Annotated in this window: 12 protein-coding genes; 5 read left to right on the top strand and 7 right to left on the bottom strand. The window is 63.9% G+C overall.

What is annotated here, in order from left to right; genetic code table 11:
• The first annotated feature begins 46 nt into the window (after positions 1-46).
• From ACFPN5_RS03040 to ACFPN5_RS03050, 3 genes are read left to right on the top strand one after another with little or no spacing between them, the layout of a single operon-like run.
• Positions 47-1,606 carry a pilus assembly protein TadE gene (locus tag ACFPN5_RS03040; protein ID WP_379779983.1) on the top strand — a complete coding sequence of 520 codons (1,560 nt, stop codon included), beginning with the start codon at positions 47-49 and terminating at the stop codon, positions 1,604-1,606.
• Positions 1,603-2,091 (top strand): TadE/TadG family type IV pilus assembly protein, encoded by a 489-nt coding sequence (locus ACFPN5_RS03045; RefSeq protein WP_379779985.1) that lies wholly within the window; start codon positions 1,603-1,605, stop codon positions 2,089-2,091. Before ACFPN5_RS03040 ends, ACFPN5_RS03045 begins: the two co-directional genes overlap by 4 nt.
• Positions 2,078-2,695 (top strand): TadE family protein, encoded by a 618-nt coding sequence (locus ACFPN5_RS03050; RefSeq protein WP_379779987.1) that lies wholly within the window; start codon positions 2,078-2,080, stop codon positions 2,693-2,695. Before ACFPN5_RS03045 ends, ACFPN5_RS03050 begins: the two co-directional genes overlap by 14 nt.
• Positions 2,696-2,829: 134 nt before the next feature.
• Here ACFPN5_RS03050 and ACFPN5_RS03055 read toward each other — a convergent pair whose 3' ends face one another.
• The gene (locus tag ACFPN5_RS03055) at positions 2,830-3,447 is read right to left on the bottom strand and encodes a hypothetical protein (protein ID WP_379779989.1); all 618 of its coding nucleotides are present in this window, start codon (positions 3,445-3,447) and stop codon (positions 2,830-2,832) included.
• A gap of 400 nt (positions 3,448-3,847) precedes the next feature.
• Between ACFPN5_RS03055 and ACFPN5_RS03060 the strand changes: the two genes are divergently transcribed.
• Positions 3,848-5,203 carry a PepSY-associated TM helix domain-containing protein gene (locus ACFPN5_RS03060; RefSeq protein ID WP_379779991.1) on the top strand — a complete coding sequence of 452 codons (1,356 nt, stop codon included), beginning with the start codon at positions 3,848-3,850 and terminating at the stop codon, positions 5,201-5,203.
• Positions 5,204-5,233: 30 nt separating this feature from the next.
• Here ACFPN5_RS03060 and ACFPN5_RS03065 read toward each other — a convergent pair whose 3' ends face one another.
• The 4 genes from ACFPN5_RS03065 to ACFPN5_RS03080 form a co-directional block, all read right to left on the bottom strand.
• Positions 5,234-7,249 (bottom strand): methyl-accepting chemotaxis protein, encoded by a 2,016-nt coding sequence (locus ACFPN5_RS03065; RefSeq protein ID WP_379779993.1) that lies wholly within the window; start codon positions 7,247-7,249, stop codon positions 5,234-5,236.
• Positions 7,250-7,266: 17 nt separating this feature from the next.
• Positions 7,267-8,067, bottom strand: coding sequence for a TorF family putative porin (locus ACFPN5_RS03070; protein ID WP_379779995.1), 801 nt, complete (start codon positions 8,065-8,067; stop codon positions 7,267-7,269).
• A gap of 352 nt (positions 8,068-8,419) precedes the next feature.
• Positions 8,420-8,617 carry a hypothetical protein gene (locus ACFPN5_RS03075; RefSeq protein ID WP_379779997.1) on the bottom strand — a complete coding sequence of 66 codons (198 nt, stop codon included), beginning with the start codon at positions 8,615-8,617 and terminating at the stop codon, positions 8,420-8,422.
• Positions 8,618-8,638: 21 nt separating this feature from the next.
• Positions 8,639-9,043, bottom strand: coding sequence for a hypothetical protein (locus ACFPN5_RS03080; protein ID WP_379779999.1), 405 nt, complete (start codon positions 9,041-9,043; stop codon positions 8,639-8,641).
• Between the two features lie 108 nt (positions 9,044-9,151).
• Between ACFPN5_RS03080 and ACFPN5_RS03085 the strand changes: the two genes are divergently transcribed.
• Positions 9,152-9,823, top strand: a complete 672-nt coding sequence (locus ACFPN5_RS03085; RefSeq protein WP_379780912.1) for an SOS response-associated peptidase — start codon at positions 9,152-9,154, stop codon at positions 9,821-9,823.
• An 11-nt stretch (positions 9,824-9,834) separates the two neighbouring features.
• Here the strand turns inward: ACFPN5_RS03085 and ACFPN5_RS03090 are convergent, their stop codons facing one another.
• Both ACFPN5_RS03090 and ACFPN5_RS03095 read right to left on the bottom strand, forming a co-directional pair.
• On the bottom strand, positions 9,835-10,017 hold the full coding sequence (locus ACFPN5_RS03090) for a hypothetical protein (RefSeq protein ID WP_379780001.1): 183 nt from the start codon (positions 10,015-10,017) through the stop codon (positions 9,835-9,837).
• Between the two features lie 555 nt (positions 10,018-10,572).
• The gene (locus ACFPN5_RS03095; protein WP_379780003.1) at positions 10,573-11,817 is read right to left on the bottom strand and encodes a DUF1565 domain-containing protein; all 1,245 of its coding nucleotides are present in this window, start codon (positions 11,815-11,817) and stop codon (positions 10,573-10,575) included.
• Positions 11,818-12,028 lie beyond the last annotated feature (211 nt).

Raw genomic sequence — 12,028 nt, forward strand, 5'->3', positions numbered from 1 at the left:
GATAGAATCGTCTTGATCATGACCTGCCGGAACGATGAGGAAATCTATGGCACTGAAGCGTAATCTGTTACGCACGCAACGACACGCTCCCCAGGATGCGCGTACTGGCCGATCTCATTGCACAGTGCCGGGACGCGGCCGGGAACGGGGCGCTTTTGCGATCATGTTTGTACCTCTACTGCTTCTGATATTCGCAGTCTGTGGAATGGCTCTCGATGCAAGCCAGATGTACAACCGCAAAGCTGAACTGAGCGGACTTGCGAAAGCAGTCGCCCTGGCCGCTGCCCAGGAATTAAACGGGACGAGTGAGGGAATAACTAAAGCCAGGGACGAAGCCCGGAAAACCGCAGCAAACTACACTTATCAGTACGGTCTTTCGATTGTGTGGGATGAAACCGCGCTGCAGTTCAGCACTACCCCTGCCCGCACCGGCGATTGGCGGTCTGGGTCCGGGATCTCTGATGCATCGGAGTTCTATTTTGCCAAAGTCGACACTTCCGCCCTGGAGTCGGCGGTGGGGACAGTGCGCACATTCATCATGCCCATGTTTTCGAGCGATTTCACGGAAATGAAAGTTAACGACATTGCGATCGCGGGACGGGCAAGTATCAACGCACTGCCGATTGCAATCTGCGCGATGTCGGAGGATCCAGGCACTGAGAGGACAAACACGGGCCTTGCCGACACCGAGCTGGTGGAGTATGGCTTTCGTCGCGGTGTCAGCTATGACCTCATGCAACTCAACCCGAAGGCCACGACTCCTGCACGTTTCCTGATCAACCCGGCGATCGCGCCCGGTATGTCCAGCGTGTCGTTCGACAGCAGCACGATCGGTGACTTCGTATGCCCCGGGGTGATGTGGACACCGCGCGTGCAAGGCGGAACGATCCGCGTTACCGAGCTGCCGACAACGTCACCACTTAAATTACTCCACGCGCAACTGAACTCCCGTCTTGATGACTATACCGGCGTTTGCAGCCCTGCGAGCGCTCCACCTGACGCCAACACCATGCCATACCCATACGACAAACCGGCCGGGGCGCCGTGGATGTCGCCCGCCATGGGGGAGCAGGCTGCCAAAACGACCACGGAGCGCGGCTTCCTCGAAACGGTGGCCGACATTCCACCGCCTGGAAGCATACTCCCCGGCTTGAGCGCCGGATCGTATGGTCCCCTCTGGTCATTCGCGAAGGCGGTGAAATTCAGCTCGTACACGGCCTCCGGCAAGTCCGAACCGAAGTCAGGCTACGCAACTTTTTCCACTGCTAATTGGGAACAGCTGTACCGGGCAGGTTTATCCGCGAACAGCACTTACCCGACAGCAGCCGGAAGCACGCCTTATAGTCCCATTGGCAGCAGCAACCCCAAGACGATCAAGTCGCCGGATACGTCGCGAAAAGAGTTTAGCGTCGCGCTCAGGCGTGTGCTCAACATCCCCCTGCTTTCCTGTACCAGCGTCCCGTCCGGTGGCAACGCGACGGCGACGGTGCGGGGAATCGGCAAGTTCTTCATGACTGTTGCGGCGACGGAGGACAAGCTGATTGCCGAATTTGCCGGAACAACTCCTGAAAAGTCCCTCACCGGCACAGTGGAGCTTTATCCATGACTTTCTCGATCCGCAGGCCCGTCTCCGACTCGCGCCGGCACCAGCGCCAGGGCGGGGTCGCAGCGATAGAACTGGCGATTTTGCTGCCCCTCCTGCTCCTCACCCTGGCGCCACTCATCTTGTGCGCGCGCTACATGTGGCATTACACAGTCGCGCAAAAGGCGGCACAAGATGCCGCGCGTTATATGTCCACGGTGTCGATAGCCGAGATGAAGTCAAAAACAATGGCCGTTCACGCCAAGAATATCGCTGTCGAAATTGCAAAACGAGAGGTCGCTGAGCTGGCCCCGGGGGAGGACATCGGCTCCCCTGACGTGTTCTGCGGCGTGAACACCTGCGGCTTTCTGGGCGGACAGGCAGCGGTGCCAAAAACGGTTACTGTATTTGTCGCCTTCCCCGTCACTGACACCTTTTTCGGTACCTATCTCGGTCCAGATGGGTGGCTTATTAACGTAAAGGCGACAGTACCGTATGTCGGCAAATAACTCCTTCCCGCGCACCGGTCGCTGCCCTTGTTTACGACAAAAGGGCACCGCGGCCGTCGAGTTCGCGCTGCTTGCGGCAATCTTTTTCACGCTCGTATTCGGCATCATTGAAACTGCCCGGCTAATGTATGTCTATAACACGCTACAGGAAGTGACGAGGCGTGCCGCGGCAGCTGCTGCCAATGTGTATCCAGGTAATACGACCAGGATCCAGCAAGTGAAACAGGATGCAGTATTCCGGAATTCGCCAGGCGAACTCGTCCTGGCGTCGCCGGTCACGGACAAAAACATCCGCATAGACTACCTGGCGCTGACGCGAGAAACCCCGACCGGCGCGATGACCCTGACCAAGGTGGACGAAAGCGCATTACCCAAATGCCCAGCACAGAATCGGCAGACATGCATGCGCGATCCACATGCGAATAATTGCATTCGTTTCGTCCAGGTACAAGTCTGTGACACCGCGCACACCGACAGCTGCCGTCCGGTGACCTCACAGATGCTTCTGTCCTTCGTTGATATGCGCGTTCCACTCCATAGGGCGACGACAATCACACCAGTGGAATCGCTCGGTTATGAATTGGGCATGCTGCCATGTCCCTGAATGTAGCGCTAACGTGAACATACAATTTATTCGCCCTGGGGCGCGATGTGCACCGTTGCTGGCCCGCGGTCGTCTGCCATGCGTGTACCTGAGCTCTCCCACTCGGCCGGTTCGCCGGCCGAGCAGCAAAGATGCTATTGCACCTGCGCAGCGAGCGCCGGCGGCGCCTGCGTCACCGCCGCCACCTCGGGCCGTTCCGCATCGAGCGGCAGCGGCAGCTTTTGCTGGCGCGCCGCAATTTCACGATCTGCCTGCTGGTATACCCGGTTGCTGTGGCGCCACCAGAGCACCCCGGCCACCACGCCCGCGGCAACCGCTACCGGCGAGGGCGCCGACATCAGCACCATCAGGTTGTTGACAGCGGCGCCGCCCCATACTGCGCTCGAGGCCTTGATGACCAGCCGCTTCTGCGGTTCGGGCAGGCGGCCGGCGAATTTGACCAGTCCGATCTTGGCGCCGGTCAGCGCGACGAGTCCGATCGGCGAGGTCGAGATCAGCGGATTCATTTCCATTGCGCCGGCCGACAGGGCCAGGCTGGTGCTGATGCCGTCTGCGACGGCGGCGTGCACGGCGTTCTTGTCGAGCCGCTCGATCCGCTTTTCCGGGGAAGGCGCCGCCTCGCTGGCCATGTCCTCCGGCGCCTGGGATGGCAGACTGACGGTTGCGCATCCGGTGAGGGTGGAAACGACAAGCAGGACGGTGGCGGCGGTCCTGGCCAGGTGGTGTTCAAGTGTGGCGCGCAGATTGGGCATGATCCAGCTCCTTGCGATGACAGTTCGGTCGGAACTCGCTGCCAGGGAGAACGGTCAACCAGGCAAGCTTAACAATCAGTAAATACCTTCTTGACAAGCTTGGAATGCGTTACCGCAGCGTAGGAATTGACGAAAGTCACGGTTGAGGAATGCCTGCACAACCACTTTGGAGACGAAGCAAGGAATCTGCTTTTACGGGGCGCCGCGCAGGGCAATGCGCATGAGCTGCGTGTGCGCAAACCTCCCCGCCTGTCTGATGACGATACTGCCTCTCCTGACCCGCGCAGACGTGGGTGCCGCGTCCTGGCCGTCCATCGCGCTCCGTAAGCGCGCACAGCTATACGGTGACGTAGCGCCCGGCGGGTCGGCGGTTGGCTAGCTTGAATGGAGCGGGAATGTCATGAACGAACGGATGAGCGAACCGTCCCTGCTGGCCGCCCTGCCGGCGCGGCGCCGCAGCCTGCTGCTGCGCGTCCACTTCTGGGCCGCCCTGATCGCGTCGCCCTTCATCCTGGTGGCGACACTGACCGGCCTCGTCTACATCTTCACGCCCCAGGTCGAAGCGCGCCTGTATGCGCACCTCGACCGTGTGACGCCGGCAGGCGCCATGCTGCCGCTCGACCGGTCGGTGGCGGCCGCGCGGATGGCGGCGCCAGGCAACCTCGAATTGCGCTCGGTGGCGCCTGCCTTCGGGCCAGGCGACGCCGTCAGGGTCAGCTTCGAGCCGGCGCGCGCGCACGCGGCCGGGGCGCACCATCATGCCGCGCCCGCCCCGCAAGGAGCCACACCCCTCACAGTATTCGTCAATCCCTACGACGCGCGGGTGCTGGGCGCGCAGGCCCCGGGCGAGCGCTTCAGCGAATGGGCGCGCACGCTGCATTCGCGCCTGCTGCAGGGCGAGGGATGGCGCTGGATGATCGAACTGGCGGCCAGCTGGCTGTTCGTGATGCTGCTGACCGGCCTGGTCCTGTGGTGGCCGGGGCGAGGGCAGCCGATCCTGCCGCGTCGCGGCAAGAAGGGGCGTGCCGCCTGGCGCCAGTGGCATGCCTTTGGCGGCGTCGCCCTCGGCATCCTGAGCCTGGTGATGGTTGCCACCGGCATTACCTGGAGCCGCTATGCCGGCGAGCAGGTGCGCGCACTGCGCGACGCCGCGGGCCAGGCCTCGCCCCAGGCGCCGCGCCATCTGCACTCGGCGCCGCCAGCGGGGGCTGCGGGGGCCGTGCTCCTCGGCTGGCAGCAGGCCTGGATGCGCGCGCGCGAGTTGGCGCCGCCCATCGCCATGCAGCTCACGCCGCCACAGGGTGCGCATGGCGTATGGCGCGCGACCGGCATCGACCGTACCCGGCCGACCCTGCGCTTCGACCTGATGCTTGATGCCTACACGGGCCAGACCCTGTACCGCTCGGGATGGGAACAGCAAACCGCATTCGGCAAGGCAACGGCGCTCGGTATCCCCTTCCACCGCGGCGAGTTCGGGATCTGGAACCAGGTCGTGTTGTTCCTGTTTGGCGCCGGGGTGTTGTTTTCGCTGGCGTCGGGCTGGGTGATGTTCTTCAAGCGCAGGGGCAGCAGCCGTGCCGGACGGGCGCCGCTGCTGCCGCCGCTGCTGCCGGGGGCGTGGCGGGCGGCGTCGCCGCTGGCGCTGGCTGGCACGGCAGCGCTCTGCCTGCTCATGCCGCTGCTGGCCCTGTCAGGCGGCGTGCTGCTGGCAGTCGAGTGGGTGGCGTCGATGGACACCCGCCGCAGCGCGGCTTGAAGCGCCGGCGGTGCTCCGCAGGTGGGGCGCTCAGCGCGGCGCAGCCAGCGCCGGCACGCGTGAACGCGACGGCAGCGTCGCCTTGCCTTGCGCTTCCAGCCTGAATTCGCCTACCAGCGCGACCAGCGTCGCGGCCTGTTCCTGCAGGCTTTCGGTGGCCGCTGCCGCCTGTTCAACAAGGGCGGCGTTCTGCTGGGTCGCGTCGTCCATCTGGACGATCGCCTGGTTCACCTGCCCGATGCCGGTGCTCTGCTCGGCGCTTGCTGCGCTGATCTCGCTGACGATGTCGGTCACGCGGCGCACGCTGTCGACCACCTGCTGCATGGTCTGCCCGGCTTCGGCGACCAGCATCGAGCCCATCCCGACCTTGTCGACCGAGTCATTGATCAGCGTTTTGATCTCCTTCGCCGCCGCCGCGCTGCGCTGCGCCAGATTGCGTACTTCGGTCGCAACCACTGCGAACCCGCGGCCCTGCTCGCCCGCCCGTGCCGCCTCTACCGCGGCGTTCAGGGCCAGGATGTTGGTCTGGAAGGCGATGCCATCGATGACAGCGATGATGTCCACCACCTTGCGCGAAGACGCCTCGATCGAGGACATGGTGCCGACTACCTGGGCCACGACTTCGCCGCCGCGCAAGGCGATGCCGGACGCCGACACGGCCATCTGGTTCGCCTGGCGCGCATTGTCGGCATTCTGGCGCACGGTCGAGGTCAATTCTTCCATCGACGCTGCGGTCTCTTCCAGTGCGCTGGCCTGCTGTTCAGTGCGGGCCGACAGGTTGGCGTTGCCCTGGCGGATCTCGGAACTGGCGCCGGCGACGCTGTCAGAACTGTCACGCACGCGCGCCAGCACGTCCTGGATCTTGGCCACGAAGGTGTTGAAACCGGTTGCAATGGTTGCCAGTTCGTCCTTGCCGCGCACTTCGAGCCGCGCGCTCAGGTCCGCGTTGCCGCCGGCCAGGTCGCTCATCGCGGCGGCGAGCGTGCGCACCGGGCGCATCAGGCGGTACAGCACCGTCACCATGACCAGCGTGGCCAGCAGCGCGCAGATCGCCGACACCACGAGCGAATAGGCCATCAGTTCGCGCGCGGGAGCAGTGGCCACGGCCTGCGGGAAGCTCAGCTGCACGGCCCACGGCGCCATGTCCGGATGCGGCTGCAGCGGCTGCAGCAGCCTGACCATTGCCTGGCCATCGGTGAATTCGTAGGCCTTGCCCTGGCGGATGCTCTCCAGGCCGGCCGCCGGGATGTCGTCCGCCTTCTTGCCGTTGCGGGCCGCGTCCGGATGGCTCGCATACAGGCCGCCGTTCGACACCAGCGTCAGCACGCCCCCTTCGATTGGCTTCATGCCAGCCAGGATCGCCGCCAGCTTGAGCAACATGATGTCGCCGGTGGCCACACCCTTGAACTGGCCGCCGACAACGATCGGCGCCACCAGCGACGCGATCAGCGTCTCCTTGCCGTTCACCGGATAGCTGTACGGCTCCGACAGATAGCGTTTTCCGGTCGATTTGGGGACGTCGTACCAGTCGTTGCCGCCCGGCGTGCTGACAAAGACGCTCGGTTCCACCCGTGCGCCACCATCGGCCGTGCGCGTCCAGTACGGCATGTAGCGGCCGGTGTCATCGAATTCCGGCTTCTGGCCCGCATACTCCGCATCCTTGCCGTCGAGCGCATCCGGCTCCATCGCGACCAGGGTACCGACGAGGTCTTCGGCGCCGAACAATACCGACTTCGTGATTTCGCGCAGCTGCGGTCGCGCCAGGGGGCCGCTGGCGGCGCCGGTGGCCCCGACGGCGCCCGACAGCACGTCGATCGCCTTCATGTTGGCACCGATGCGCCCTTGCAGGACAGCGGCCGTTTCGCGCGCGGCGGTCTGGGCCAGGCGCATGGCGGCGTCCTCGGAGGCGTCGCGGCCCTTGATGCCGATGACGGCGGACGTGATGCCAAGGCTCAGCAGCACCAGCGCGGTTGCGGTAGTGCAGATGCGCGCGTTCAGGGACAGCGAAAACCGCGGTACGCGGCGGGCAGGTCGGGAGGTGTTCATCAATGGACTCGTTCAGGTCAGAAGGTGCGGGTCAGCGTGAGGACGAATGTCCCCTCGGCCGGATTCGAATACGCGGTGTGGCCGGCGGCATTCGGTACGCCGGTCGTGTAGCGGTCGTAGGCATCGGTGGCGCCAAAGGCGCGCGTCCAGGCACCGGCAACGCTCCAGCCCCCGGGCAGTGCGCGGGTCATGCCCAGCTTGATGTCGCGCCAGTCCCAGTAATCGTTCCCGGGACCGGCTACCCGGCCCTCCCCCGCGTGCAGGTTGAGCACGTAACCGTCGCCAATGGCCAGGTTGGCGCCGGCGTCGACGTAACCAGTACCGCGCGCGCCCGTGATGCCGAAGAAATCGCGCGTGACGGTGTGGTTGTACCTGGCATACAAGGACTTGTAGGTAATGCCCCCCGACAACTCCGCGTAGTCGAACTTCGTTCCGCTTGCCTCCATCACCGCGCCCGGGTACCGATACACGAGCGCCATGAGGCTGTAGCCGACCGGGCCTGCAGCTCCGGTGTAGCCGCCATACAGGTCCCACTCAAGCTTGCCGTTTTCGATATAGCGGTCGCTGACGCTCGACATCCAGGTGCCGGCAGACCAGCCACTCGGGTGTGCGACATCGAACCCGCCCTGCAGCGCAGGCTTGCCCCAGGTCTGGCGGAAACCGCGCGAAACATACTGCGAAACGGTGCTGGCGTTCGAACTCCAGGCCAGGCCGCGGGCGGCGGGCTGGCCGGTCGCATCGTCGGCATAAGCGCGCGACGAGCCGAGCAGGACAAGACAGGCGAGCGACAGCAGCCGCGGGAGAATAGTGGTTTTCATTATGAATTGGGCTGCGGCAAGGTGTACGCGCCGCTCGGTCAGATGCGAAAAGATTCCGCAAGGCAAAAGTCTGAACGATTTTAACCGCCCACCTTCCCCAGGACACGCTTTTGGTGACAGGATGAAAACGCTATTTAATTTCCTTGCGGCATCTACGCAACAGAAGGCGCGCCGGATGCCCTGCGACATCCGGAACATGCGAACGCTTGGGCAGTAGAGAAGGGAGATGGAGAGACATACGCGCTGACGTGCCGGACGCAGGCTGGGATCGCTGTGCGAAATCGGGGCCGCGCGCCGCCCCCGGTAGTGAAAGCCCTGGAACGGCCGCCGTGCGTGCGGTCAGCCGCCGTGCTCAGCTACCTTGATAGATCAGCACTGCGCAGACCGCGGCGCCAACTGCCAGCAAGCCATACAAAAAATAGCGCATCGCCGTCGCCAAGCCGGTGACCGCCTTGTTGGCGTCCTCGTTGAGCATGCCGCGCTTGCGGCTGTTATTCATCAGCATGGCGATGAAGATAAAGGTGCTGAACAGGACCAGGACAAATTTCATGCTCGGTTTATCCTCGGTGACTCAGGTACGGGCCAGCACGATCGCCAGCGAAATCACCGATAGCAGGGCCGATCCGGCTGCTACCAGGGTGACCGTGCTGAGGCGCTCGCGCGCTGCCTGCATGCGCGCGACCAGCTGCGCGTTCTGGTCGGCCAGTTCGGTGATCACCTTCGTTGCTTCGCGCACCTGTCCGTGCAACTGGGCGATGGTTGCGTCCTGCTGCTCGATCCGCGCGGCAAGTATCGCCACGTCCTCGTCGATGGGCGCGTGCGCCATCGCTTCGCCCAGGTCGATCCCGGGCTCGGGCGCGCCACGGCGCCCAACCGTTTCCCAAAGCCTGCGTGCGCTGCCCGCCACCTGCGGCGCAGCCGCGATGACCTCGCTCCACGGAACCGCCTTTAACATCCTGAGCCAGCTTGCCGCCATGTCGAATCCTCCAGTTTTGCCAGTTAGCAGGATAACATCGGACTCCCGCGCCGGCCTGCCCGGCCCAGTCTATCGTGCGGCCGGGGGTTTTGCAGTACCATGCTTCCCATGTGTGGACGATTTGATCAAAGCCAAACGGCACGGTATTACGCGAGCGTCTTCGGCTGGGCCGATGCCACGTTCGACAGCGAGTCCGTGCCTGCTTTTAACGTGTCGCCAGGCACGTATCGTCCCGTCATGCACATCCAGGACGGCGAGCGGCGCATCGACGACGTGTTCTGGAGCTACCGCGCGAAATGGGCGGAAGGCAAGGTACCGATCACCATCAACGCCCGCCTCGACAAGCTGACCAACCGCTACTGGAGCCGGCTGCTGAAAAACGGGCGCGCGATCGTCCCGGCCGAAGGCTGGTACGAGTGGACCGGCGAAAAAGGCAAGAAGCAGCCCTGGCACATCCACCGCAAGGACCGCGCGACGCTGTTCATGCTGGCGCTGGCGAACTTCGGCAGCTTCACCGAAAACCGCGCCGAAGCGGGCTTCGTGATCGTCACCGACGACGCCGGCGAAGGCATGCTCGACATCCACGACCGGCGCCCCGTCGTGCTCGACGCCGCCGACGCCGCGCTCTGGCTCGACCCCGCCCTGCCGCCCGAGGGCGCGCTCGAACTGGCGCGCCGCGCCGCCCTGCCGCCGGACGCCTTCGAGTGGTTCAAGGTCACGCCCGAAGTCAACCGCGCCGGTGCCAACAGCCCGCAGATGGCGCTGCCAATACCGGACTAGGCCTCTTCGCTTTACTCCATGGCGACCAGCAGCGCCACCAGGCCCATCGATACACCGATCAGCACCCCCGCGCGGTTGCGCAGGCGCCGCCCTCGCTCGAGGACGTCCTTGGCGATGCGGCGGCGCGGCTGACGTGCGCCGTCGTTGGTTTGCGGTTGGACCGTCTGTTTCCGGGTTGTCTCTACACTGTCCATCGTACGCTTTCTATAACACTGACGAAATTGAAAATGGCTGGCGCGCCGCTGCGCGGCATCAGGTCGTTCGGGAGGGTGCGGCCGCGTGTTGCGGCTCAACAGGACCAGGCCTATGGGGCCGGCAAGCCGGTCCCGTCCTGCTGCGGGCGAACGGGACTGTCCGTGCGCGCGCTAAAGAAAACGGCGCGGACCGGGGCCGCGCCGAGAAAAGACGTGAAACTGAACGACTTCTGTTGCTGAGTGCGTGACATGCCAGTTACCGTGTTCGATCGGGTGCGGGGCCGGCATGCACCAGCGGCCGGGACGCCCGCCCCGGTTCACACCCTGAAAGATTTGATTCTACACGAAGCCCTTGACACATCAACACGCATTTGGGCGCTGCATTTGCGCCGCCTCAACACGACATGATTTGCACCGCTAAACCGGATCGGCCTGCAACACCTTGCCAGCGACTGTGCGGGTCAACGAGCGAAAAAAACCCGCGCAGCTTGTCGCTGCGCGGGTCGGCCCGAGCGCACCAGTGGCGGTGCGATCAGGGCTGCTCAGTGCTGCGGCTTAGTGCTGGTAAGCACCCATGTCGAAGCCGACCGTCGCGTTGCGTGCACGACCGTCGATATCGGTCGCCGGTGCGTAGGTCGCGATGCCGCGGCCGATGACAGGCGAGCTGGTGCTCGGCTTGAAGTTGGGGAAGGCGGCGGTACGCGAGTAGCCGGCCAGCAGCGGGTCCGACGTGATCGTGCCGGTGTGCGTCAGGCCGTTGCGCAGCTGCCAGTTGTAGGTCGTATTCTTGAACACCAGGTTGTTCTTGTACGTATTCGCGGTGCCGGTCTTGCCCTGCTCCGAGATGCCGTACTTGTTGTCGTACACGATGTTGTTGTGGACGTGGACATTGTTCGCGCCGGCCGAGGTGAAGTAGTAGTCGCCGCCACCGACGATGATGCCGAAGTTCGAGGCGCTCACCGTGTTGTTGATGATCTTCAGGTTCGTTGCATCGTGCCACAGGTGGATCGCGGCCGAACCGACGCGGTAGACGACGTTGTTCTTGATCGTGCCCGAGGTGCTGTGATAAATGCCCTGGACATAGCTGCAGCCGGCAGGGCCGATGTCGTGTACGACGTTGCCGATGACGTCGCCCATCACGCCCTTGTAATAGCTGTCCACGCCAATGGCCGAACCGCCCGCGCTGCTGCAGGCGATGGTGTTGGCCGTGTGGTGCACGCGGTTGCCTTCGATGACGTTATACGAACCGCCGGTGTAGATGCCGAGGGTCCACTTGGTGCCGCCGGCGAGCTTGCTGCCATCGACTTCGAAGCCGATGATGCTCACGTAGTGGCCGCGGTTGTCCCAGGCGGTCTTGTTGGTCGAATTTGCAGGGGGAACGATCTTGGCGCCCCACTTCGTTGTCGAGACCCAGTAGATGCGGCTGGCGGCGGTGCCGCTGGCGGTTGTCTTGAAGCCGCCGGCATAGGTGCCTGGCGCAACGAAGACGGTGGTGCCGGCGCGGGTGACGGCGCGGGCGGCGCGGGCCAGGGTCTTGAACGGGGCAGCGCGGGTGCCGGCGGCGGTATCCGAGCCGGTTGGCGAGACGTAGTAATTGGTAGCGGTGGCAGGCAGGGTGGCGCTGCTCGACACGCTTGGGGTGGCGCTCAGGTTGTCATAGCCCGACAGCGTGACCGAGGTTTGGGCGCTGGCGGTTCCGCTATAGACAGCACAGGCTGCGAGCAGAACAGTAGCGGCTGGGCGAACAACTGCGCGAACGATGGCGTTGGTACGAACTGCGAAGGCGACTTGCTTTTGCATGTGGAAAATTTCCTGAGATAAAAGTGAATACGTAAGCTTTGAGGGATGGAAACTGCTTAAGTTCAACTTTTTCCAAAACAAATTTCCTATAAGTATAATTTTTACAAACTTTATTCGAACGTGAAACAATTGTCGCTGCCCTCTTTTGGCCGGTGGGCGCGGCGCAAAAGGCCGTGGCACCGGGGCTCGCACCTGCACTGCGGACACAAAA

The sequence above is a fragment of the Massilia niabensis genome (assembly GCF_042655085.1).
In the GTDB taxonomy this organism is placed as follows: domain Bacteria; phylum Pseudomonadota; class Gammaproteobacteria; order Burkholderiales; family Burkholderiaceae_D; genus Telluria; species Telluria niabensis.